This window comes from Lysobacter sp. Soil_C_15, from assembly GCF_057657315.1.
Map to the genome: position 1 here is coordinate 802,882 of NZ_JBDGIR010000001.1, position 22,053 is coordinate 824,934.

The following is a 22,053-nucleotide window of genomic DNA, read 5'->3' on the forward strand; positions in this document are numbered from 1 at the left end:
TTGAACGGCGCGGCTGTGCGAAAAACACCCTGTAAGCCCTGTGGCGGCGCGCTTCACCGATCCGGCCGCCCGGCGCGCGGCCCCATTCGCGGCCTACCCGCAGCCCGATGGCGGAATCCTTTCCGCCACGCGCGCCATCCTGGCGCGACCCCGATTCCGATCGTCCGCCTGTCCGTGGCGGCCGCTCCCTGCTCGGCGCGTCCTGCGCGCCTGATCGAATCGGGCGGGGGTTGCCGGTCGGCGATCCTTCGCCGCTCCCGCCGGACCGGAATCGAGCCGCACAGGCATCGCGACGAGGTGCGATGCGCCCTGCTGGCCCGACCCCGATCCGACGCCGGAGTCCTTTCCTGCCGTGCCGCTATTGTCTCTCCCGGGCGTCGCAGAGGCTGAGAGCGCGGACGGGGGATCCGCATCGCCGAGCCCGCCGCGTCGCGCGGGTGGTGGAGAAGGCCGGATATCCGTTTCCGGCGCGACATCGGCGGCGTTCCCTCGCGATGCTCTCCACGGACACAGGATCGCGCGGACGCCGGGCCGGCGCAGTCGGGCATCGGCGCGAGCGGGGGTAGGAAATGCCCTATAGACGTGGGCCGCCGAACGAGAGTCCACGTTGCGCGGCCACGGCTCGGCCGTGCGGCGCCGGCCGCGCCTTGCCGTGCGGTCGATGTTTCAGGCTAGGCCGCGGCTGCACCCGCGATCGGGTGCGGCTTCGATGAGCGACGCCGGCGCTGTCGCCGCTGCGCGTCCCGGTCGCGGCTCATGCCGCTCCTACACGGGGGCGGTCGCACCGTAGGCCTCAGGGCATCACCGGCGGGTGGTAGCTCAGGCTCAGGCCGAGCAGCCACAGCAGCCCCAGCACCAGCGGGATATGCACCAGCAACTGGATGAAAGTGAAGCCGACGATGTCGCGCGCCTTCAGCCCCAGCACGCCGAGCAGGGGCAGCATCCAGAACGGGTTGATCAGGTTGGGCAGCGCCTCGGCCGCGTTGTAGACCTGCACCGCCCAGCCCAGGTGCACCTGCAGGTCGTTGGCCGCCTGCATCACGTACGGCGCTTCGATGATCCACTTGCCGCCGCCGGAGGGCACGAAGAAGCCCAGCACCGCCGAGTAGGCGCCCATCACCAGGGCGAAGGTGTCGGCGGTGGCGATCCGCACGAACACGCTGGACAGGTGATGCGCCAGGGTCTGCCCGTCGGCGCCCTTGGCCGCGGTCAGCAGGCTGGCGATGCCGCCGTACAGCGGGAACTGGATCAGCACGCCGGTGGTGCTCGGCACCGCGCGCGCGACCGCATTGAGAAAACTGCGCGGCCGCCAGTGCAGCAACAGGCCGGCGGTCAGGAACAGGAAGTTGTAGGTGTTGAGATTGGCGATCGCGCTGACCCAGGGCTTGGCCGAGAACTCGTAGGCCAGCCAGCCCAGGCTCATCGCCGCCAACAGGATCGTCACCAGCGGGCTGTACTCCAGCCATTCGCCCGGGCGGCTGCGCGGCGGCAGCGTGGCGGCGTTGCGCTCGTCCTCGGCCAGGCGGCCGGCGCCGTCGAAATCGCGCGCGCGCCGCACCGAGGCGCCACGCGGCGCGGTGACGTAGCAGACCAGCAGAGACACCACGATCAACGCCGCGGTGAGCGCGATCGACTGCCACAGGAAGATGGTTTCGCTGAACGGAATCACCCCGGTGATCGCCAGCAGACCCGGCGGCATGCTGGCCGGGTTGGCCTGCAACTGCGCCGCCGAGGAACTGAGCCCCATCGCCCACACCGCGCCCAGGCCCAGGTAGGCGGCCGCGCCGGCGGCGCGGTAGTCCATGTCCAGGTCGTCGCGCCGCGCCAGCGCGCGCACCAGCAGGCCGCCGAACACCAGCGAGAAGCCCCAGCTCAGCAGCGAGGTCAGCATGCTCACCAGGCCGACGTAGCAGACCGCGCCGCGGCCGCTGCGCGGCACCCGCGCCAGCGCGTCGATGACCCGCGCCACCGCCGGCGCGGTCGCGACCACGTAACCGCCGATGACCACGAAGGCCATCTGCATGGTGAAAGGGATCAGGCTCCAGAACCCGTCGCCGAACGCGGTCGCGGTCGCCGCCGGCGTGGCGCCGAAGGCCAGCGCCGCGACCGCGACGATGGCCACGCCGAGCGCGGCGAACACGTAGGCATCGGGAAACCAGCGCTCGGCCCACGCGGCGCTGCGCAAGGCGAAGCGGGCGAGCAGACCGTCGTGGACAGCGGTGTCGGCAGCGGGCATGGCGGGATTCCTGCGACGGGCCCGGGCATTGTCCGAGCCAGGGGTGGGCGGGCCACTTGGACTTTAGTCGCAGGATGCGGGGGAGCAAGAGCCCCCCCTGCCCCCCCTTTCAAAGGGGGGAGACCTTCGAGCAAGTTCGTCGCGAGCGTGGCGATCCGCTTCCTCGACTCCCTCCTGCCGATCCACGCCCTTTCAAAGGAAGAGTCCTACCGGCAAGTTCGTCGCGAGCGTGGCGATCCGCCTCCTCGAAACTCGCCTACCGATACTCCGCTGAAAAGCGGAACCCTTCGGGCAAGTTCGTCGCAAGCATGACGACCCGCACCTTCGATCCCTCCTACCGATCGCCCCTTTGGAAAAGGGGGGGGCCGGGGGATTTGCTTCTGCTTTTGTGCTTCTGCTTTTGTGCTTCTGCTGTCCGCCCCCGCCAACCCCTCACTTAGCCGGCAGCGCGATCTCCGCCCGCGCCCGCCGCCCCGAGCCGACCACCGCCTCCGCGCGCAACTCCATGCTCGCGTCCTTGGAGTACAGCGCGCCGGTCGCGACCGCGGTCCAGGCCGGGTAATGCCGCTGGAAGAACTCGCGATGCACCTTCAGCACCGGCGCGATCCGGCGCCGGAATTCGGCGTGGTCGGCGGCGACGTGGAAGCTCTGCAGCTCGATCACGTCCTCCAGCCCGGCACCGGCGCTGCGCAGGTGCCGCTCCAGCTCGGCGAACGCCCAGCGCGCCTTGGCCTCGTCGTCCGCGCCCTCCAGCGCCGGGATGCCGGACACGATCACCCGGTCGCCGATCCGCACCACCGGCGAGTAATGCAGTTCGTGGTACGAGGACTCCCAGCCCGGCGGCGCCAGATGCACCCGCGCGGGACCCGCCTCATCGGCGCGAACGGAACCGGCGCAAGCGCCGGCCAGGCACAGAACTACCGCGGGGCACCAACGCATGAGCGACTCCGGCTACCGAACCAGCCGCCATTGCAGCGCGCCGCGCCGCCGCCGTCGTTGCCCGCGGTTGCGGTTTCGCCGTCGCGCTCAGGCCGCCGGCGCCCGCAGGGCGTAGTCCAGCGCCAGCCCGGCGAAGATCGTCAGCCCGACCCAGTGGTTGTGCAGGAAGGCGCGGAAGCAGGGCTCGCGCTCGCGCTTGCGGGCGATGACGAACTCGTAGGCGATCAGCGCCGCCGCCACCGCCAGCCCGCCGAAATACCAGGGCCCCAGGTCCACGCGCTGGCCGACCAAGAGCAAAGCGGTCAGCATCAGCGCGTACAGCACGCCGTTGGCGACCAAGTCCAGTTCGCCGAACAGGATCGCGGTCGACTTCGAACCCATCTTCAGGTCGTCCTCGCGGTCGACCATCGCGTACCAGGTGTCGTACGCGGTCGACCACAGGATATTGGCCACGTACAGCAGCCAGCCCACCGCCGGCACCTCGCCGCGCACCGCCGCGAACGCCATCGGGATGCCCCAGCCGAAGGCCATGCCCAGGTAGACCTGGGGCAGATGGGTGTAGCGCTTGAGATAGGGATAGCTGGCCGCCAGCACCACGCCGACGGAGCTCATCAGCACGGTCAACCGGTTCAGGGTCAGCACCAAGCCGAACGCGACCAGCATCAGCACCGCGAACACCGCCAATGCCTCGCGCCCGCGCAGCTCGCCGGTGGCCAGCGGCCGATGCTTGGTCCGCTCCACATGCGGGTCCAGCCAGCGGTCGGCGTAGTCGTTGATCACGCAGCCGGCGGCGCGGGTCAACCAGACCCCGGCGCTGAACACGAACCAGGTCCACCAAGGCGGCACGCCCTCGGCGGCGATCCACAGCCCCCACCAGGTCGGCCACAGCAACAGCAGCCAGCCGATCGGCCGATCGCCGCGGGTCAGCTTCCAATACAGGGACAGCCGGCGCCGCCAGTCCGGCACCGGGGGATGGGATTGGGCGTGTTCCATGGCGCATAGAGTAGCGCGCGGGCCCAGGCCGGCCGCCTGGGCGGAGCGCCACGGGCCGAATCGGGCCGGCCCGGCAAACGAGGCGGACGGCCGGCGCGGCCGGATCCACCGTCTGAGGCTGTGGGATACCCACCGGACCCAGCGCCGGCGCCCGAGCGGCGTCCAGCCCCGCGCGCCGAGCCGCGCGAGCGCCAGGGCGACGGCTGGCCGAAGCCGATCCTGCCGGCCTCAGGGCCCCAAGTCGCGGGCCCGCGACACAACACGTGCCCTCGCCCCCGATTTGCGTTTAGAATGCCCGGCCGCACGACGCGTTCGTGCGATGCAGCCTATACGCGCCTGTAGCTCAGCCGGATAGAGTAGCGGCTTCCGAAGCCGTTGGTCGGGGGTTCGAATCCCTCCAGGCGCGCCATCCCCTTCGCATCGCTTCCTGCTCCGCCGGGTGTTCGGGCGGAGAGTTGCCGTTGCTCGCGGTTTTGCCCTAGGCGCCAGAACCGCGCCGTCGCCATAGCGCCGGAACCGCAGCACCACCACGGACAGGCGAAGCCGACCCGACGCGCAGCACCGTTGTCCATGTTGTTCGATGACAAGCCGAGCACGTCGTTAGAACGCCTTTGTCTACTTGAGCTGCCGAAAAGGTGCTCTGACCCGGTTTTCTAACCCCCTCCCAGACGATCACCGGCGCCAGCGAGCCCGGGTAGATCCGCGAGTCGCGCGGCTTGACCTCGGTACGGCGCAGGTCATCTAGCTTCGTCTTGAACTGGCCGATCTTGTTGGTTGCGACCCGCAGATCGTTCTGCGCCTTCTTCGTCACCTTGGTTTGCAGCGCGCGTTCGGCGTCCGCAAGGCGCTTGGCCTGGGCGAAGAGGTCCTGCTGGGTCTTGGTTGCCTCCCGGGCCTCCCACTCGGCGATGGCGGCCTGAACTCGGACCTCTTCGGCCGTCTGCGGATCGGCGAACCAAGCCCGGGCCGCCTTCGGCAGCTTCTTGACCCACTCATCGCCCATCTGCTCCCAGTACTCGGCGACGTAGGCATCAAGGCTGAGCACTGCGCCAAATTCCCTGACGTACTCTCGGTACTCGGCACGGACCTTGGCGGAGTAGCACATACTGGCGACTCAAATGTGCGCTGCTGAATATTAATATATCAAGTCCGTTATAAGCGCGTGATCGTCCTTGCGTTATGGGACTTGCCGGATCCTCCCTCCTCGGGAGTTTTTCGCGATCTGGGGCATGAAGTCGGCCAGTCCGCATCGGTTATCGAACCCATGTGTAGCGTCGGAGTCGAACCAATGTCGAAAGATGAATTTACGAAGTTCGCCCGGGAACTCCAGTACAACCTCGCGCTTAGTGAAACGGACGATCGCTGCGAGCCGCATTCGCAAGAATGGGTAGGCCTTCAAATTATTCGGCTTCGTAATCTGAAAGTGAAAATGTACCAAGAGCGTGGACATTCGCTACCCCACCTTCATGTTGACTATGGGCGCGAGCATCATGTCGCGAGCTTTGGCATCGATCCTCCGCAACTTCTCGAAGGAAAGTTAGATCTTGAGCTGCAATTCACCGTAGAGAGTTGGATCTCACGTCACAAGGAATCGCTACTAGCGCTATGGGATGAGCTACAGGCAGGCGGATGCATCGGCCTCCTACTGGCGGAAATTGCAGCAGAAAATGCCTAGATCGATTTAGATGTGCGTTGCCTGCCGGCGCCCGCCTTTGCGCGTAGCGTCTCCCGAAGCCGCGTGTTTCGAGAGCCCGCGTCGATGAAGGCGCTGTGCCAGCCCCCCCCTTTGGCCGAACTTTCCCGCCGGCGCCGTCCGCGCCTATACCCTGCACGGCCGCGCCGACGGCTACGTCCTGTCGGTGCAGCACGGCCTGCACGAGGCCGTCTTGACGGCCAAGCGCGGCGGCGCCCGCCGCTTCGCCCGCCTCGACACCGCCCTCGCCTTGCTGCGGACCCTGCGCGCGGCCGCGGTCGAGGTGCGCCTGGCCGACACCGCGCCGCCCGCGCGCCCGGTCGCCCCGCGGCCCCATCCCTAAGCCGCCGCGACACCCTAGTCGATCCGCCGCGCCAAGGCGCGCGCGGCCGCCCTGCTTGACGCCCTCGAGGTCGGCGAGACTTGGGACGCCCACGACCCCGAGCGCGCGTTCAACTTCGAGCGTCATCGGGTCGCGCTGGCGGCCCGGGCGCCCGGGGGGGCGTGCTCAGTTGCTGAACCTGAAACGACAGGCAAGGAACACCTCGCCGACGTTTGCGCGGCTCCATCGTCCAATGGGCTGCCCCAGGTTCGCTGAGCACCGCACCGAAGCCATCGTCTGACGGAGTGGAGCCGCGGTCCGTGCGGCGCGACACCCCGAGCGATGTAGACGCCGAAGTTGAGTCACTGTTCGTGGCTACGAGATGACTACGAAAGCCTGGGCGATTCAGTGCTCGGCTCGGTGTGCACCAAATTTCGAAAACCTCTACGGGATTGAGCTCAAACAGATAGATCAGCCGGCTGATCGTGTTGGGATGATGCCTCTCAACAGTGCCCCCAATTCCTTCAAACTGGCGCTTACGCCTTCTTGTTGCAACTTGCTTCGCTCCAGATCAATAGTGGACTGACCTTTTTCAAGAATAAAATTTCGCTCTGTAGAAACCAATGATTCAATTACCTTGCTACGCAGAGCATCGTCCTTGAGTTCAAATGAGGCATTCGCCGCTGAAAGCTTAAGCTCAATGTTTGTGAGCTCATTCTGATAGTACTTTCCATCATCAAGCGACTGTTTGTACAAGCGCAGAAAGAAATACGCGAAGACTTCAATGAGGAGGACCAATGAAAAGCGTGGAGCATACGCACTCAACATGCCATCCCATGAGCTGAAGGAAGTTGGCGCGAGAATGCTCTGCCCGAGGATAAACACCCCCGCTGCCGCCATAATCATGCCGATCACTAGATTCAGATTTCCCCTTCTTACTAATGCGTCAGATTGGCGCATTAATCTGAATCGAGCCTGCTCGATCGGATCCCGATACGAATTTTGGCGCAACACATCCTGCATGGAAGCTTCAAGCTTTTGTATTTGCCCAGCTACCAAGTCGGTCTGAAATTCATTGACAATCGATTTAACAGCCGCCTCGCGCTCATCCGGCGTAAGAGTGATAGTGGATTCTGCCATGCGAGCCGCATGCTCGGAAAGGCTTTTCGCAATTAACCGCACAACCTCTTCTTCGCGCACGATGCTCGATGCGCGCGACCGCCTCGGCTGAAGATAGCCTAGCGCCCCCATTGCAAATGCCGCCGCCGCGACTACCGCAAACATGTTGACGTAGGTTGTCGAACTTTTCAGCACGCCAGTAAAGATAAACGGCACCAGCATAGCTAGAGATACGGCTAAAACGAATGTGCCGACGATTGGCAGTCGCCGAGTCCAAACGCCCGGCGCCGACCGGCTTGCCGCTCGCGCTGCGTTATCCTTGCTCATTTTTAGCCCCCCCCCCTGAGATAACGCGCAGAATTTCCGAAAATCAATGCTCGCTGACACCCGGACGCGGTTTCTTCGTCTCTCCCGCACTTCGTATTACGCCTTAGGCTGCTGACCCGAAGCGGTCGCCAGCCGGTGGAACGTGGCTCAAATCGTTGTCGTCGCGCCGGACTAGCGCGCTCTTAGCCCGAAATCTGCTGCCGTGTTCGTATTCGTGACGTTAGGTTCAGTGTAGTTATAAAACTCCACAATAGTGTGGTGCACTACGTCGTCGTTTCCGCAAGGAAGGGGGACACATACCTTCCATGGGTCTCAGTTACCAGATCATTCAAATAGCTCTTCAGCCCTTCATTAACGTCTTCGATCGTGGCTGCTCTACTACGGCCAAATATCATCTCAAGCGCGATGTTGGTACCGACGTGAGCGCGAACCTTGTTCGATACGTGATCTAAGCCAAAGTGAGCGATGAGACAAGCAATGGCCTCTTCCAAGCACAGGATCTGCGCCCACGTGAACGCGCTCTCGATCGCCCCGGTTACTTTGCAAAGGGCGACTAGTGCACGCTTGTCCCCAGTGACCAATCCTGTGCTCGGGCTTTCGCAAAGTGCCGCGAACAGGGCCAGTTCGCCACCATCAATGTCAGGCGTTCCGTCCAGCAGTACGTAGTTGGCCGAATCAGCCATTACGACAACCTCCGACGCCTGATCTACAAGCCTCTGCGCTTGCTGCACGGCTTGGGATGTCCCAAGTTTTTTTAAAGCCTTGGCAGGCTTGGCAAGATGAAGCTGGTATTTCAATTGGGATAAAACGAAAAAGTCAGCCAAGGTGACGCCGAGCGCTGTCGCCAAATCCTCGATCAACTCATAGCTACACATGCACCTGGCGACGTCGCTATCTATCAAGTACTTGGTCAGGCTCATCAGAATCCTTGCACTTCGAGCAGGTAATCCCGATTCTCGTCGGTGAGCCGGTCTAGTTTGGCATGGCTGGTGAAGCTGCCGCGTAACACGGCTAGCGCAGTTTTGCTATCAGGAAAGTAGTTCGTTGCCAGATTTCCGATCGGCCAGTCCTCATGATCCTTGGCATAAGACAACACCAAATGGCCGGGGTCTATGCCACGCGCTCTGCCTTCCAGAGCCGCGGCACTCGCTAACTCCGAGGCGGATGTAAAGCGAACATTGCCACGCAAAATGGCGTCATTGCCATTGCGTAGCAAGGTGAGCGCGAAACGATCCGCCTGCTGCTCCTCGCGGTCTTTCTTTTCCGTTGGCGCACCTTCGATCGAATCAGTGATGGCATCGAGCCCTTCATCGATGAGCACACCAGTTTCGGTCACGTGCCCCAGGCAGATGTGTGCGAGCTCATGAGCCAGGACGAATAATTGACGTGCGCTCTGAGTGGACTGATAGCCCAGCACGACAACCGGGCGGGAATCGGCGCGGACCGCCATTCCTGTAACGCGCTTGGCTGACTTGGGCACGTCCTTTAGAAACAAGACGGGCACCCCTGCGCTCCAGCAAAACTCCACCAAGTCTTGGAACGAGATGGCCGGTCGCCCAGTGAACTCCCGAATCCGAGCCCCCAGCACCTTGGGGTCGGCGGGCAGTTCGGCGTATGGCTGCGCCGTGCAGTACAAGGCGAGCTTCGCTAGGGCGATACCTAAGGTAGCCGAGAGCCGCAGTTCGCTTTCCCGCGTCGTCGCCCGACGTTTGAAGCGGACAGGACGATCCGAGGCGAGCACCTGAAGCTCTCCTTCCTGGTCGAACTGAACGTCGACACCTAGGCGCTGCTTTACGATCGAGGCGAACTCGATCGCACCGCTACTGGTCTTGAACAGGGCGTTGTCCCACCAATCTGGCAGCAGCCGCTGCACGTAGGTTTTGGGAAAACCAACCGAACCCAAGGCCTCATACGCTTCCCTGGCCGACACTACGGGGGGCTTTTTTATCATCCTTGGCCTCCGTTAGGCGCTATGCGAATGGTCACACATGGGCTCTTTGATGCGCAAAAAGCAGATTTGCCAGCTTGCGTGCGTGCGACTCGCTGCCATCCCAAATAGTGGCCAACGCTTGCATCAGGACCTGAGACTGACTCGGGTCAACCACACCTTCGTATGCGTCAACATTTGCATGTTTGCATAGCATCGTCAGCGTCTTCGAGACCGTCTTCGGTCGGCCAAATAGGTTGCGGTATACCTGCGATTGACCTAAATCGAACGCCCTTGCAATCGAGCTGCTCGTAGTCAAGTTGCGCTCGGCCAAGCGCACCCTAACTTCAGCAGCCAGGACTAGTGGGTCCTTATGTCTTTTCATGCCGTCAGCATACATCAATTTGCATAATTGCATAGACATGATATGCTTGATCGAACCCACTGAAGCGCCCTGTTCATGCGAGAGGCCCAGATCAAGAAGGCCCTAGCGGACCACCTAGTGAGCCAGCAATCGGCTCAACAGCACTCGTTTATCGAGGAGCTACGCCTGCATGGGGGTGAGGTACGCGCAGATCTGGTCCACGTGGAGCAGATGCACTGCTTTGAGATCAAGAGCGAAGCGGACAGCTTGGCCCGACTGATCACTCAGGGATCCCGGTACACGCTGATCTTTGATCGGATCACGCTTGTGCTGGCCCAACGCCATGTCGCCAAAGCCATAGAGATGCTGCCGCCCTGGTGGGGCGTGCTGGTACTTGAAGCCGGGACAAGCCAGTTCGTAACGCTGCGCGAGGCAGGTGTAAATGTCCGCCATCGCGCCGACTCGCTAGCCTCGGTTCTGACCAAGGATGAAGCACTTCACATTCTGGAAGGCGCAGGCGTTACGAGAGGCTGGCGCAGCAAGAGCCTCTACCTAATCCAGCAGCACATCGCACAGATGTTTCCGGTGGAAGAACTCCGGCAGCACATACGCGAGGCACTACTGATCCGAGCCGAGAAGACACTCCTAGCGCACTAATATTGTCGCTTTACCACATGGGCAATGTGGTGATTCCAGAACTCGGTGATGTGATACTGGCCGCAGCGCTTCTTTGCTAGAGGAAGATGAGGGTCGGCACGCTCTTCGATGAGTTGGTCCCCATAGGAAAACGGCGCCCCCATAAATTCGTGGCCGTATGTAGTCACCATCAGCGTCGAGATGGCGATAGAGTCGCTCGTCGTGTTGGTCGCAGCGCGAATGATGCGCCACTTGTCGTCCAGGGCATAACGGATAACCGATCGATTGCCACGCCGCTGCAGCACCCCCTCACTCCAGTTGGGAGTCAGCGGCCCGTAGTCCGAATAGCCAGCGAGCAAAGATGGGCTTGCCGCAGCGACCTGGACCCAGAACGCCCAATCCCTCCGATCCACATGCCCGGCACCATTGATATGCATGAGGCTGTCTGGGAATGCGCCTGAGGCCAAATGTAGGTGCTCAAATCCCAGCGCCTTCATCTGCTGGAGTTCGACGGCCAAAGCAGTCGCCTGGACCTTGCCGATCCCTACGGGCGTGGCGCCCAGATCGACTATCAAACGGTTAGTGGCCGCAGCGACGCCAGGAGCTGCCAAAGCAATCTTGAGGGAGTTCAGATGTCCTGCTGATTGGTCCAAGTTGCTTAGGCGCACACGCAGAGTGACCTTGCGAGAGCCCAGCACCGACTTGATCGATGGAAACACTAAGGGAGCGACGGCGGGATTGAGCACTGGCGAGGCATAGGTAGCCGAGCCTTTGACCGTCTTAAGGAACTCTGCAAGCTCAGTCGCTCTTCCCGGCGGCAATTGCCCGAGAGGGTTGGAGTAGTCCACCAGCGCCGGAAGGGACCACGTGTGATCGTAGTCACTGAGCGCGCGTTGATGCTGGGCTGAGTCTCGAACTTCGATGCAAGGTAGTACTCGAAGCGCATCGGTTGCGTCTATCTTCTTTAGTGCCAACCGCTCCCATTTCTGCCATTTCACGATGGGCACGTAGTGCGGGTAGTTCGCGTATTGCGACGGCATAAGCCCACTCCCTGGCTAGTGGTCGATGGAGGGCCCGTCCGGCTGCCACGCATCACGTGAAGATGCGTCGAGGAGGTATTGCTCTCAACGCCCCGCTCCAGTCATCGCGACACGCGAGAACCGGGTTTCAAAATCGGCCCAAGGCAAGTATCACAGGACCAAACCCCACGCGCAAACAGCTCCTTGGGTGATCAGTTGCCAAGTAGGTTGCCCGCACGACCGAGACTGGAAATCGTTCTCCTAAGCGGCTTTCCGTGAACCTACCAGTTCGAATAAGGGAGCCGTGGGCGCGCCATCCCCTTCGCATCGCTTTCTGTTCCGCCGGGTGTTCGGGCGGAGCGTCCTCGTCGCTGGCGGTTTTGCCCGAGACGAAGGCAACGGCGCCGTAGCCGACAGCGCCGAAACCGCGACACCAATGCGGATAAGAGAAAGCCGCCCCCAGCGCCCAGAAGCGCCGCTGTCCATGTTTTTCGATGGCAAACCGAGCGCGTCAAAATGCCTTTTCCGCTGATCTGCTGGAAAAGGTGCTCTGACCCCGTTTTTTGCTGCAACAAAGGGGATATGAAAGACGTCCACCGTCCGGTCGGGACGGTGCTACGCATCGATGAAAGATCCGACCCGCTGCTGTCTCCCCAGACGATCTTTCGCGACAGAGGGGGTGAATCGGTTTCCACCAGGTTCACAGAACCTATGTGCGGACCGGTATCCAGCACCGCTGTTGGCCATCCGGGGCAATCGTGCCGGCGCGTTCACCGCGGCCCTGCCAATGCGACGGCATCGGCTCCAGCGGGGAAATGGAACTGGTCGGATGCGTCGTGCACGGCCTGCCACACCGCTTCGGCTACATCCTGGGGTTGCGTCGTCGCCTGCGGCCGGGCGAAGGCCTCGAAGATCGGACGGGCGAAGTCGGCATAGGTGTCCGGGATGAGGCCGTTCATGCGCTCGGCCCCGTTCTCGGCGAACCGCGTGGTCGGGCCGTAGCCGGGTTCGACCAGCTTGACCCGGATGCCGAACGCACTGAGTTCATGCGCCAGGGAGCCTGTGAAGCCTTCGACCGCGGTCTTGCTGCCCGTATAGGCGGCAGCGAGCGGCATGCTGGCCAAGGTGACACTCGAGGTGACATTCACGATCGTGCCTGCCCGGCGCTCGCGCATCTGCGGAATCACGGCCTGCGCCATCGCCATCGTACCGAACGTATTGGTGTCGAACACCTCGCGTACCGTTTGCATCGACGTGGCCTCGAAGGCGCCGACGACACCGATGCCCGCGTTGTTGACCAGAACATCGACCGGGCCGGCCTCGGCGACGGCGCGCGCGATGCTGTCGGCATCGGTGACATCCAGCGCGACCAGTTTGATGCGGTCGGATGCGGGCAGGAGGTCGGAGTTCGGGCGGCGCATCGTGGCGACGACCTTCCATCCTCGATTGTGGAAGTAACGGGCGGTTTCGAGCCCGTAGCCGGAGGAACTGCCAGTGATCAGAACGGTCTTCATTGCGGGACTCCTTGGTTGGTCAGGTGCGACCACGATAGGCTTGCAATACCGGACTATCGATGCTGTAGAGTCCACATAACATTGGCCATAGTCCTGCCATGACCGACCCACTTGCCGAGCTGATCACCCTGCTTCGACCTGCCCGGGTCATGGGCAAGAGCATTTCCGGCGCCGGGCGCTGGGGTGTCCGCTACGCGCCGTTCGGACACCCTGGTTTTTGCGTAGTGACCGACGGTGCGTGCCTACTGCGGGTCGATGGCGCGGATCCTTTGCGCCTGGAGGCGGGCGATTTCGTGTTCCTGCCCGCGACACCGGGATTCGTTCTGTCGGGATTCGAGCCCGTCGAACCGCAGCAGGTCGATCCCACCGCCATCGCGGACCAAGGCCCTGAATTGCGTCATGGCTCCCCCGATGGGGAACCCGACGTGCGCATGCTGGGCGGCTATTTCGTCTTCGATTCGCCGGACACGACGCTGCTGGTGGCGCTGCTTCCACCGATCGTCCACGTCCGGGGCGAGGATCGCTTCGGCGTGCTGGTGCGGCTCGTGCGCGAGGAAGCCATGCAAACGAGGTCGGGGCGCGACCTCATCTTGACCCGGCTGGTTGAGGTCCTGCTCATCGAAGCCTTGCGGGCGGCACCGGGTGATTCGGCACCCGCCGGCCTACTGCGCGGCTTGGCGGACGAGCGTCTGGCCCTGTCGATCCGGGAGATGCACCGCGATCCGTCCCGTGCGTGGACGGTGGAGCAATTGGCGAAAGCCGCTGCGCTATCGAGGTCGGCCTATTTCCAGCGCTTCAACCGTGCGGTCGGCCTACCGCCGATGGAGTATCTGCTCGCCTGGCGGATGGCGATTGCGAAGGACATTCTCGATCGACAGGACCTGGTGATCGAGAAAGTCGCCGAGCGCGTAGGCTATTCGTCGGCGAGTACGTTCAGTACGGCCTTCACCCGTTACGTGGGGCGATCACCCAGCGGCTATGCCCGCGAGAGACGCCAAGCGCGCCCCCGTTTGGCCTGATGTCCGCTTCGGGTCGCAAGCGGCCGCACGACGAATGTCGGCTGATCACGAAGCCCGCTGGGCCGATCATGGAGGATCGGCCTGCCGATGCATCAGCGCTGGTGCGCGCGCACTCAATCATGGCGAATCGTTTCGTCGGACATGAATAATGCCCGGCGGCATAATTACTTCAAAATCAACGACTCATACCTCTCCCGGAGTGCCAGCTTCCGGTTCCCGCACGCCCTACCGCTCTGCTAGTTTTTTACTCTCACTAACTGGCTGCGGGCCCACTGCTCCGCCGGATGTCCGGGCGGAGAGTCGCCGTTGCGCGCGGCTTTGCCCGAGACGTCAGAACCGCGCCGCCGTCGATAGCGCCGGAACCTCAGCGCCATCATGGACAAGACAAAGCCGACCCGGCGCGCAGCGCCGTTGTCCATGTTGTTTCGATGACAACCCCGGGCACGTCGTTGGAAGGCCTTGTCCGCTTGATCTCTCGAAAAGGTGCTTTGACTCGGCTTTCAATCGTTCTCAATGGCCAGCAAGTATCCGTAACCGTCGTATGATTGGCTATCTCAGAAGCGCGAACGGAATCTATGCTACTGCATACGCCAATAGAACAAATTACCTTCCGTGAACTGGAGGAATTGATCAACCAGAAAGTTCCGGAAGACGCAAGGCTCGACTACAAGCGCGAGTTGCCGAAGCGAGATGATCGTGGTCGAAATGACTTCATCGCAGACGTTTCAGCCTTTGCGAATAGTACGGGCGGTGACCTAGTCTACGGCGTCGAAGAAGATGGCGAAGGACGAGCGATGGCCCTGCGGCCACTCGAAGGGAATCGAGACGAGGAAGTGCGCCGGCTCCAAGACTACGCCCTCAACAGCATTGAGCCCCGAGTTCCCGGAATAGTAGTCCACGCAATTCCGTCGCCGGATGGATTCTTCATTCTTGTCCGCGTCCCCCAAAGCTGGGCTGGACCACACCGAGTCAACACAAACCAGCACTTCTATACCCGCGAGAACGGTCGCAAGCGAACACTGAATGTACCAGAAGTCCGTAGCTTGTTCTTGCGCTCACAAGGACTGGCTGATCGGATCAAAGACTTTCGCACAGAAAGACTTGGTCGGATCATTTCCGGTGAGACTCCACACCCTGTCGTTCCGAACCCGCTTCAGATCATCCATTTCATACCGACCCAAGCCGCTCTCGGATTAATGAATGTTGATCCTGTTCCTTACGCCGTCAGTCAGCGGCATCTGCCCCAGCCTGGCGCTCGAGGCAATCCTCGTCTCAATGCGGATGGCATCGTAGCGATTCGGAACCCAGAGCCTAGAGGTACTCACGGATACGCAATGTTGTTCCGAAACGGATTCTACGAGAGCGTAAACACACTCAGGGAAAGAGAAGATGGCAGTTTCAACTTGCCTAGCCTTAGCTACGAGGAAGAGCTTATCAAGCTACTTGGAGCAATGCGCAAGGAGTATGAATCCCTTGGATTCAGCGCGGAGTTGACATGCATGCTCTCGTTTCATAGAGCTAATGAAGTGCAGTTGGGTATCGACAGATTCAGGTTCAACATTGACGATGACCAAGGCAAGTTTGACCGCGCCACGCTCGCCCTTCCTGAGGTACTCATTCCCGCTGATGTGCCGGAAGAGAAAGCCCTGCGCCCTCTCTTCGATCTCGTGTGGCAGTCAGCGGGGCTTTTGCGGTCATTCAACTACAACGCTGCCGGCGAATGGGCGCCGCGACGTTGAAACTGCTCCGCGTCTTGTAGCGTCAGATTATTAATAGTATTGGAACAATCATGTCGCCTTAGGAAGTGGTTTTGGCTGCTTTCCGGGGGCAAGCCGTCCTGTTAATTATTTTGGGACTCCTAGCTCGTAGTCTGCTTAAGCATTGGCTCGGAAAGGACTTGGAACGTTACTAGTCCAACATCGACAAGAAGCATGAACTGGCCTTAGCTAGGTCTACTCATGAACTTTCCCTGCTCGCCCAAGAGCACTCACTCAAAGCCGTACAATTGCAAACCCGACGGGCGGATGTCATTTCTGAAGTTTGTGGCCTGCTAGCAGATGTGGAGTGGGAGGTTCGCTTGTATGTCAATGACGTGGATCTGACGGGGCAAACAAAGAACGAATTTCAACGCGCCCTTGTATCAGCGAAAGTCGAAGCTTTTTTCGTTACTTCAATCGAAATCGAATTTACCTGCCGGCCGACACGTGTGACGCCGTCTGGCTTCTCCTGAGCGGCATGGCGAACGCCTCTGACAAGATCAGAACGCACCTACGCATCGCGTACCGCTCCGCCTGATGTTCGGGTGGAGAGTCGCTGTTGCTCGCGGTTTTGCCCGAGACGTCGGAACCGCACCGCCGTTCGATAGTCATGCTCGTAGCCAACACTGAGCCAGATTCGCCACAGATGTTGGCGCTACTCACGAGCGCACTTCCCAGCAGCGGCGGATGAGCATGCCCTCATCGGGCGAACTGACCTCGACACAGGCGGCGTTGCACTCTTGGACACGTTTTTACTGAATTGCCCGACCTGCGGCTTCGGGGCCCGAGGCATTCGAGTGCCTGGCCTGACGGCGAATACCGATGGCCTGCCATGCAGCGCCGATCAGATAGAGCAGGAAGCAGACGCCGATGATCGCGGCCAGCTTCGGGTCCTGCGGTCCGCTCGCCCAGGGCCGCCCGGCGGGAAGCCGGGTCAGGGTCTCGGTGAAGCCGGGAATGAAGTGGAAGAAGAACGTCAGCGAATAGGTCAACGTCGATACGTAGGCCGCGGCGCGGCCGAACCAGCGGTAGCGCTCGGCGCCGGCGGCCACGACCAGCGCGGCCAGGGTGAGCAGGCTCAAGGCATGCGGCGGGCCGAAGCCGCCGTGATGGAAGATGAAAAGCCCGGTCACGCAGGCGGCGACGGTGAGCCAGACGTAGCCGCGGCCGCTGCGCCAGGCCAGCGCGATGCGGCCGTGGCGAAGCAGGCAGGCCGCGCCTGCGATCAGCGCGAGCAAAGCCAATGCGGTGTGGAACGCTCCGAACGGGGTGATTCCCAGCATGGTCGCTACTCCTGGCTGAGCCGGGCCGGTTCGATCCGGCCCGGCGGGGCGTGGCAAGCGGTCAGGACTTGAGGAACTCGAGCAGGTCCTGGTTGAGCCGGTCCTTGTGGGTATCGGTGATGCCGTGCGGGCCGCCCGGATAGACGATCAGCCGGTTGTTCTTGATCAGCTTGGCCGAGGCGCGGGCGGCGGCGTCGATCGGCACGACCTGGTCGTCGTCGCCGTGCACGATCAGCACCGGCACGTCGATCTTCTTCAGGTCCTCGGTGAAGTCGGTTTCGGAGAAGGCCTTGATGCAGTCGTAGGCGTTCTTGTGCCCGGCCCACATGCCCTGCATCCAGAACCAGTCGATCGCGCCCTGCGACTTCTTCGCGCCGGGGCGGTTATAGCCGAAGAACGGGCCGGCGGCGAGGTCCTTGTACAGCTGCGAGCGGTCGGCGATCGATCCGGCGCGCAGGCCGTCGAACACTTCGATCGGCAAGCCGCCGGGGTTGGCGTCGGTCTTGAGCATCAGCGGCGGCACCGCCGAGATCAGGCCGGCCTTCTTCAGCCGCGCGGTGCCGTGGCGGCCGATGTAGCGCGCCACTTCGCCGCCGCCGGTGGAGAAGCCGAACAGCGTCGCGCCCTTGAGGTCGAGGTGCTCGATCAGCTGCGCCAGGTCGTCGGCGTAGTGATCCATGTCGTTGCCGTCCCAGGGCTGGCTGGAACGGCCGTGGCCGCGGCGGTCGTGGGCGATGCAGCGATAGCCGTTGGACGCCAGGAACAGCATCTGCGCTTCCCAGCTGTCCGCGCTGAGCGGCCAGCCATGGCTGAAGACTACCGGCTGGCCGTCGCGCGGGCCCCAGTCCTTGTAGTAGATCTGCACATCGTCTTTGGTGGTGAGGGTGGCCACGGTCTTGGCTCCTGTAGCGGGTTCGGAAGTAGGGGAAGGGTTGGCTGCCGGCGCGGCCGGAGCGATATCGGAACTGCAGGCCGCCAGGCCCAGGCCCGCGACGGCCAGGGCGGAACCGGCGATGAGCAATTGGCGGCGGGTTTCGTCGACAGGGGGCGGCTTGGGCATGAGCGATCTCGAAGGGCGATCTGAAGGACGATCAGCGATGGTCGAAGTGCAGCGGCAAAGCCAAGACTGAACGCAAGCCGGAACGGCGTCTTGCAAAATCGTGCTGCGGCCAGCGTGCGCAGGCGCGCGGACGCCGCCTCATCCCAGCCAGCGCTCGCCGGCGAGAAAGCCCAGCGTCATCGCCAGCACCAGCAGCGCGCCTTGCAGCTTGGGCGGCGCCGGCACCGGAATATCGACCAGACGGCAAGCCGCGCCGATCGCCAAGGCCAGGATCAGGCCGATCAGGGTAGCGGTCATGGCCGGTCGTGCTCGCCGGCGGCGCCGCGGGTCTGCCCGGTCGGACCGCCGCAATCGTGCAGACGGGTCGCCGGGCGGCGGGCGAGGAAGCGGTCGGCGAGCGTATAGCCTGCGGTCATCGCCACCACCAGCAGGGCGCCGGCCAGGGCCGGCGGCGCGGGCGACGGGATGCCCGACGCGCGGCAGCCCAGACCGATGCCGAAGCCCAACAGCAAACCGGCCAACAGTTTTGGATTCATGCGCGAGTCCGGCGTGAGTGCGATCGAAAGGCAATCAGAATGCGAAGCAGGAGCAGCCCAACGCGCCCCAGAAGCCGCGATCGTCGGCCACCGGCACGGCCTGCCGCGCGGCATGGCCGTGCGGATGCGCGTGGCAGGCGCCGCCGTGCGCCTGGGCGTGCGCCTGGCCCAGGCCGGCCACGGCCTGGATCAAGCTGCCCGGCTGGTAGCCGCCGAAGCGCCCCGCCGGCGACCAATCCGGCATCGGCGCCGGCAACTCGGGCGCCAGCGGCGCGAACTCGCCGGCGCCGTGCACCACCCGCCCGCCGAGCACGGTCAGCAGGCTGGTGATCGCCGGGATCTCGGCGTCGGCCACATGGAAATAGTCGGCCGAAAGCACCGCGAAATCGGCGAACTGCCCGGGCGTCAACGCGCCCTTGCGGTCCTGCTCCGAAGAGAACCAGGCGCTGCCCTGGGTGTACAAGCGCAGCGCCTGCTCGCGTTCGAGCAGATTGTCGTCGCCGTACATCGCCAGTCCGCCGACCGTGCGCCCGGTGCTGAGCCAGTACAGCGCCACCCATGGGTTGTAGCTGGCCACCCGGGTCGCGTCGCTGCCGGCGCCGACCGGCACGCCGGCGGCGAGCATGCGCCGCACCGGCGGCGTGCGCCGCATCGCGGCCGCGCCGTAGCGTTGCAGGAAGTACTCGCCCTGGTAGGCCATGCGGTGCTGGATCGCGATGCCGCCGCCGAGCGCGCCGATGCGCTCGATGTTTCGGTCGCAGACGGTTTCGGCGTGGTCGACGATCCAGTTCAGTCCGCGCAGCGGAATCTCGCGGTCGACCCGCTCGCAGACGTCGAGAATGCGGCCGATGCTCTCGTCGTAGGTGGCGTGGATGCGGAACGGCCAGCGCTTCTCGCCCAACAGGCGCACCACCCGTTCCAGATCGGGCTCCAGCTCCGCCGGCAGTTCCGGACGCGGCTCGCGGAAGTCTTCGAAGTCGGCCGCGGAGAACACCAGCATTTCGCCGGCGCCGTTGTGGCGCAGCAGGTCGTCGCCCTCGCGCGGCGCCAGCATCGCGCTCCAGCGCTCGAAGTCTTCCAGTTCGCCGCCCTTGTTCTGGGTGAACAGGTTGTAGGCGATGCGCACGGTCAACTGATCGTCGGCATGCAGCTCGCGAATGATCCGGTAGTCGTCGGGGTAGTTCTGGAATCCGCCGCCGGCGTCGATCACCGAGGTGACGCCGAGACGGTTGAGTTCGCGCATGAACTGGCGGGTCGAATTGCGCTGATACTCGGCCGGCAGCTTCGGCCCCTTCGCCAAAGTGGCGTAGAGGATCAGCGCATTGGGCTTGGCCAGCAGCAGCCCGGTCGGATTGCCGGCCTTGTCGCGTTCGATCCGGCCGCCGGGCGGGTCCTGGCTGTGCCTGTCGTAGCCGACCGCGCGCAACGCGGCGCGGTTGAGCAGGGCGCGATCGTACAGATGCAGGATGAACACCGGGGTGTCGGGCGCGGCGGCGTTGATCTCCTCCAGGGTCGGCAGACGCTTTTCGACGAACTGGTGTTCGCTGAATCCGCCGACCACGCGCACCCATTGCGGCGCCGGGGTTCGCGCGACCTGCTCGCGCAGCATCGCCATCGCGTCGGCCAGGCTGCGCACGCCGTCCCAGCGCAGTTCCAGGTTGTAGTTGAGGCCGCCGCGGATCAGATGGATGTGGCTGTCGTTGAGACCCGGAATCAGGCGCCGGCCTGCGGCGTCGATACGCCGCGTGCGCGGCCCGGCAAGCGCGGCGATCTGCGCATCGTCGCCGACCGCGAGGACCCGGCCGTCGGCCACGGCCAAGGCCGTAGCCGATGGGCGCCGCGGGTCGAGCGTGGTGACGCGCGCGTTGAGGACGATCAAGTCGGCCATGGCGGAGGAACCTCGCGGGGCGTTCGGGCCGTTGCTGCTCAGGCAGCCCGCCAGCGGACCGGCCAGGGCGGCGGCGAGCAGGCGGCGGCGGACGACGTCGGCCATCGCGGCAAGTCTCGGCTCAGTGGCCGCCTTCGGAGGCGCCGAACATGGACTTGGCGTACTGGATGCCGAGGCCGTAGCCGCCGCCGTACTCGCGCGCGATGCCGGTGGTCAGCTCGTAGGTCTGCGCCCGCGCCCAGTCGCGTTGCAGCTCCAGCAGGTATTGCACGCTGGTCATCGGCACCGCGCCGGCCTGGATCATGCGCTGCATCGCGCGCTCGTGCGCTTCGCCGGAGACGTCGCCGCAGCTGTCGGCGATGACGTAGACCTCGAAGCCCTGCTCCAGGGCCGAGAGTACCGGGCCGACGATGCACACGCTGGTCCACAAGCCGGCCATCACCAGCCGCGACTTGCCGCCGGCGTTGACCCGATCGACGACCGCTGCGTCCTCCCAGGCGTTCATGCTGGTGCGGTCGAGCGCCGCCACCCCTGGAAGCGCGGCGGAGATCTCCGGGAACAAAGGGCCGGAGAAGGACGTTTCGGCGACCGTGGTCAGGATCGTGTCGACCCCAAAACCGGCGGCAGCATGGGCGACCAGGGCGACGTTGTTGCGCAGCGACACCACGTCGATGGAGTGGGTGGCGAACGCCATCTGCGACTGGTGGTCGATCAGGATCAGGCTGTGGTCGCCGGGGGTCAGCAGTCGCTTGCCGGGAGTCGGGGTGGCGGTGGGCATCGGATCGGTTCCTGTGGCGAACGGGGGAAGAGCGGCCGCGAGAGGGCTCGGCGTACAAGCGGTATCGGGAAGTCGCCGGCCTGCGCCGGCGCGGCTTCGCTACACGATGCGGGCGGCGCGCGCGGATGGATTGGATGCGCGTGCTGTATGCGCATCGGTCCGCGACGAAACGCGACGGCGGCGGCTGCGGGCCGCGAATCGCAGCGCCGGGTACAGCGTCGGCGTGCAGCTGCCGTCGTCGGCGCCGGCGGCGAAGCGCCCCGGCGATTGCCCGGTGGCCCTGCGGAACACCCGGGTGAAATGGCTTTGGTCGAAGAACCCCAGGGCCACGGCGATGCGGCTCAGGCAAGGCGCGGGCTGGCGCAACAAGCGCTTGGCCGCTTCGATGCGCTGCAGCTTCAGGTACTGCATCGGGCTCAGGCCGGTGCGGGCGCGGAACAGGCGGGCGAAATGGAAACGGCTGATGCAGGCCTGTTCGGCCAGGTGCTGCAGCGAAATGGGCGTGGCCAGATGCGCATCGACGAAGGCCTGCACGCGGGCCATCGCCGCATCGCTCAAGCCCTCGGCGAACGCCGGCGGCGATGCGCTGCGGCCGGGTGCGGGGCGGGACTGGACGTCGCTGCGGTTCACGGCCGGCTCCTGC

The 22,053-nt window shown here is 63.8% G+C and carries 21 protein-coding genes, 1 tRNA gene and 1 pseudogene; 6 read left to right on the forward strand and 17 right to left on the reverse strand.

The features are described from left to right. Positions 1–793 precede the first annotated feature (793 nt). From AC3A57_RS03420 to ubiA, 3 genes are all read right to left on the reverse strand, one after another. Positions 794–2,236, reverse strand: coding sequence for a short-chain fatty acid transporter (locus AC3A57_RS03420; protein ID WP_487577579.1), 1,443 nt, complete (start codon positions 2,234–2,236; stop codon positions 794–796). Between the two features lie 432 nt (positions 2,237–2,668). Further along, positions 2,669–3,175 (reverse strand): Rid family hydrolase, encoded by a 507-nt coding sequence (locus AC3A57_RS03425; protein WP_487577580.1) that lies wholly within the window; start codon positions 3,173–3,175, stop codon positions 2,669–2,671. An 87-nt stretch (positions 3,176–3,262) separates the two neighbouring features. After that, the gene (gene ubiA, locus AC3A57_RS03430; RefSeq protein ID WP_487577581.1) at positions 3,263–4,168 is read right to left on the reverse strand and encodes a 4-hydroxybenzoate octaprenyltransferase; all 906 of its coding nucleotides are present in this window, start codon (positions 4,166–4,168) and stop codon (positions 3,263–3,265) included. Positions 4,169–4,500: 332 nt separating this feature from the next. Between ubiA and AC3A57_RS03435 the strand changes: the two genes are divergently transcribed. After that, positions 4,501–4,577, forward strand: a tRNA-Arg gene (locus AC3A57_RS03435). A 69-nt stretch (positions 4,578–4,646) separates the two neighbouring features. On the opposite strand, the gene AC3A57_RS03440 is transcribed toward AC3A57_RS03435, so the two are convergent. Next, a complete protein-coding gene (locus tag AC3A57_RS03440; protein WP_487577582.1) occupies positions 4,647–5,273 on the reverse strand; it encodes a hypothetical protein in 627 nt (208 codons plus the stop codon). Positions 5,274–5,456: 183 nt separating this feature from the next. On the opposite strand from AC3A57_RS03440, the gene AC3A57_RS03445 reads away from it, so the two are divergent. Beyond that, complete coding sequence (locus tag AC3A57_RS03445; protein WP_363799851.1) at positions 5,457–5,843, forward strand: DUF4160 domain-containing protein; 387 nt, start codon at positions 5,457–5,459, stop codon at positions 5,841–5,843. Between the two features lie 139 nt (positions 5,844–5,982). Continuing rightward, positions 5,983–6,204, forward strand: a pseudogene (locus AC3A57_RS03450) (hypothetical protein); the annotation flags it as partial. Positions 6,205–6,654: 450 nt separating this feature from the next. On the opposite strand, the gene AC3A57_RS03455 reads toward AC3A57_RS03450, so the two are convergent. The 4 genes from AC3A57_RS03455 to AC3A57_RS03470 all read right to left on the reverse strand — a co-directional run bounded on the left by AC3A57_RS03455 (position 6,655) and on the right by AC3A57_RS03470 (position 9,980). Next, positions 6,655–7,629, reverse strand: coding sequence for a hypothetical protein (locus tag AC3A57_RS03455; RefSeq protein WP_487577583.1), 975 nt, complete (start codon positions 7,627–7,629; stop codon positions 6,655–6,657). A 263-nt stretch (positions 7,630–7,892) separates the two neighbouring features. Beyond that, the gene (locus AC3A57_RS03460) at positions 7,893–8,549 is read right to left on the reverse strand and encodes a hypothetical protein (RefSeq protein WP_363799854.1); all 657 of its coding nucleotides are present in this window, start codon (positions 8,547–8,549) and stop codon (positions 7,893–7,895) included. After that, positions 8,549–9,580 carry an ImmA/IrrE family metallo-endopeptidase gene (locus AC3A57_RS03465; RefSeq protein ID WP_363799855.1) on the reverse strand — a complete coding sequence of 344 codons (1,032 nt, stop codon included), beginning with the start codon at positions 9,578–9,580 and terminating at the stop codon, positions 8,549–8,551. Before AC3A57_RS03465 ends, AC3A57_RS03460 begins: the two co-directional genes overlap by 1 nt. Before the next feature lie 31 nt (positions 9,581–9,611). Next, entirely contained in the window at positions 9,612–9,980 is a 369-nt protein-coding gene (locus tag AC3A57_RS03470) for a hypothetical protein (protein WP_487577584.1), read from the reverse strand. 36 nt (positions 9,981–10,016) lie between these two features. Between AC3A57_RS03470 and AC3A57_RS03475 the strand changes: the two genes are divergently transcribed. After that, positions 10,017–10,577 (forward strand): sce7726 family protein, encoded by a 561-nt coding sequence (locus AC3A57_RS03475; protein ID WP_363799857.1) that lies wholly within the window; start codon positions 10,017–10,019, stop codon positions 10,575–10,577. Here AC3A57_RS03475 and AC3A57_RS03480 read toward each other — a convergent pair. Beyond that, positions 10,574–11,596 carry a beta family protein gene (locus AC3A57_RS03480; protein ID WP_363799858.1) on the reverse strand — a complete coding sequence of 341 codons (1,023 nt, stop codon included), beginning with the start codon at positions 11,594–11,596 and terminating at the stop codon, positions 10,574–10,576. The two genes, AC3A57_RS03475 and AC3A57_RS03480, sit on opposite strands and share 4 nt — an antisense overlap. 749 nt (positions 11,597–12,345) lie before the next feature. Then, entirely contained in the window at positions 12,346–13,089 is a 744-nt protein-coding gene (locus tag AC3A57_RS03485) for an SDR family oxidoreductase (RefSeq protein WP_487577585.1), read from the reverse strand. Positions 13,090–13,187: 98 nt separating this feature from the next. Here AC3A57_RS03485 and AC3A57_RS03490 point away from each other — a divergent pair, with 98 nt between their 5' ends. After that, on the forward strand, positions 13,188–14,108 hold the full coding sequence (locus AC3A57_RS03490) for an AraC family transcriptional regulator (protein WP_487577586.1): 921 nt from the start codon (positions 13,188–13,190) through the stop codon (positions 14,106–14,108). A gap of 575 nt (positions 14,109–14,683) precedes the next feature. Continuing rightward, a complete protein-coding gene (locus AC3A57_RS03495) occupies positions 14,684–15,847 on the forward strand; it encodes an AlbA family DNA-binding domain-containing protein (RefSeq protein ID WP_487577587.1) in 1,164 nt (387 codons plus the stop codon). Positions 15,848–16,617: 770 nt separating this feature from the next. On the opposite strand, the gene AC3A57_RS03500 is transcribed toward AC3A57_RS03495, so the two are convergent. The 7 genes from AC3A57_RS03500 to AC3A57_RS03530 form a co-directional block, all read right to left on the reverse strand. Beyond that, the gene (locus AC3A57_RS03500; RefSeq protein ID WP_487577588.1) at positions 16,618–17,148 is read right to left on the reverse strand and encodes a hypothetical protein; all 531 of its coding nucleotides are present in this window, start codon (positions 17,146–17,148) and stop codon (positions 16,618–16,620) included. Between the two features lie 61 nt (positions 17,149–17,209). Further along, the gene (locus tag AC3A57_RS03505) at positions 17,210–18,208 is read right to left on the reverse strand and encodes an alpha/beta fold hydrolase (protein ID WP_487577589.1); all 999 of its coding nucleotides are present in this window, start codon (positions 18,206–18,208) and stop codon (positions 17,210–17,212) included. Positions 18,209–18,346: 138 nt separating this feature from the next. After that, positions 18,347–18,505: a DUF1427 family protein gene (locus tag AC3A57_RS03510; RefSeq protein ID WP_487577590.1), complete on the reverse strand. Its 159-nt coding sequence runs from the start codon at positions 18,503–18,505 to the stop codon at positions 18,347–18,349. Further along, complete coding sequence (locus AC3A57_RS03515) at positions 18,502–18,744, reverse strand: DUF1427 family protein (RefSeq protein WP_487577591.1); 243 nt, start codon at positions 18,742–18,744, stop codon at positions 18,502–18,504. The genes AC3A57_RS03510 and AC3A57_RS03515 overlap by 4 nt, the downstream gene beginning before the upstream one ends. A 34-nt stretch (positions 18,745–18,778) precedes the next feature. Then, the gene (locus AC3A57_RS03520) at positions 18,779–20,632 is read right to left on the reverse strand and encodes an amidohydrolase (RefSeq protein WP_487577715.1); all 1,854 of its coding nucleotides are present in this window, start codon (positions 20,630–20,632) and stop codon (positions 18,779–18,781) included. A 121-nt stretch (positions 20,633–20,753) separates the two neighbouring features. Next, positions 20,754–21,410 carry a hydrolase gene (locus AC3A57_RS03525; RefSeq protein ID WP_487577592.1) on the reverse strand — a complete coding sequence of 219 codons (657 nt, stop codon included), beginning with the start codon at positions 21,408–21,410 and terminating at the stop codon, positions 20,754–20,756. A gap of 99 nt (positions 21,411–21,509) precedes the next feature. Further along, a complete protein-coding gene (locus tag AC3A57_RS03530) occupies positions 21,510–22,040 on the reverse strand; it encodes a helix-turn-helix domain-containing protein (RefSeq protein WP_487577593.1) in 531 nt (176 codons plus the stop codon). Between the last annotated feature and the right edge of the window lie 13 nt (positions 22,041–22,053).

Coding starts and splice junctions, on each gene's coding strand:
- AC3A57_RS03520 (WP_487577715.1), bottom strand. CDS start 20,632: ATGGCCGACTTGATCGTCCTCAACGCGCGCGTCACCACGCTCGACCCG.
- AC3A57_RS03495 (WP_487577587.1), top strand. CDS start 14,684: ATGCTACTGCATACGCCAATAGAACAAATTACCTTCCGTGAACTGGAG.
- AC3A57_RS03480 (WP_363799858.1), bottom strand. CDS start 11,596: ATGCCGTCGCAATACGCGAACTACCCGCACTACGTGCCCATCGTGAAA.
- AC3A57_RS03470 (WP_487577584.1), bottom strand. CDS start 9,980: ATGTCTATGCAATTATGCAAATTGATGTATGCTGACGGCATGAAAAGA.
- AC3A57_RS03505 (WP_487577589.1), bottom strand. CDS start 18,208: ATGCCCAAGCCGCCCCCTGTCGACGAAACCCGCCGCCAATTGCTCATC.
- AC3A57_RS03465 (WP_363799855.1), bottom strand. CDS start 9,580: ATGATAAAAAAGCCCCCCGTAGTGTCGGCCAGGGAAGCGTATGAGGCC.
- AC3A57_RS03445 (WP_363799851.1), top strand. CDS start 5,457: ATGTCGAAAGATGAATTTACGAAGTTCGCCCGGGAACTCCAGTACAAC.
- AC3A57_RS03500 (WP_487577588.1), bottom strand. CDS start 17,148: ATGCTGGGAATCACCCCGTTCGGAGCGTTCCACACCGCATTGGCTTTG.
- AC3A57_RS03475 (WP_363799857.1), top strand. CDS start 10,017: ATGCGAGAGGCCCAGATCAAGAAGGCCCTAGCGGACCACCTAGTGAGC.
- AC3A57_RS03425 (WP_487577580.1), bottom strand. CDS start 3,175: ATGCGTTGGTGCCCCGCGGTAGTTCTGTGCCTGGCCGGCGCTTGCGCC.
- AC3A57_RS03490 (WP_487577586.1), top strand. CDS start 13,188: ATGACCGACCCACTTGCCGAGCTGATCACCCTGCTTCGACCTGCCCGG.
- AC3A57_RS03440 (WP_487577582.1), bottom strand. CDS start 5,273: ATGTGCTACTCCGCCAAGGTCCGTGCCGAGTACCGAGAGTACGTCAGG.
- AC3A57_RS03455 (WP_487577583.1), bottom strand. CDS start 7,629: ATGAGCAAGGATAACGCAGCGCGAGCGGCAAGCCGGTCGGCGCCGGGC.
- ubiA (WP_487577581.1), bottom strand. CDS start 4,168: ATGGAACACGCCCAATCCCATCCCCCGGTGCCGGACTGGCGGCGCCGG.
- AC3A57_RS03460 (WP_363799854.1), bottom strand. CDS start 8,549: ATGAGCCTGACCAAGTACTTGATAGATAGCGACGTCGCCAGGTGCATG.
- AC3A57_RS03510 (WP_487577590.1), bottom strand. CDS start 18,505: ATGACCGCTACCCTGATCGGCCTGATCCTGGCCTTGGCGATCGGCGCG.
- AC3A57_RS03525 (WP_487577592.1), bottom strand. CDS start 21,410: ATGCCCACCGCCACCCCGACTCCCGGCAAGCGACTGCTGACCCCCGGC.
- AC3A57_RS03420 (WP_487577579.1), bottom strand. CDS start 2,236: ATGCCCGCTGCCGACACCGCTGTCCACGACGGTCTGCTCGCCCGCTTC.
- AC3A57_RS03515 (WP_487577591.1), bottom strand. CDS start 18,744: ATGAATCCAAAACTGTTGGCCGGTTTGCTGTTGGGCTTCGGCATCGGT.
- AC3A57_RS03485 (WP_487577585.1), bottom strand. CDS start 13,089: ATGAAGACCGTTCTGATCACTGGCAGTTCCTCCGGCTACGGGCTCGAA.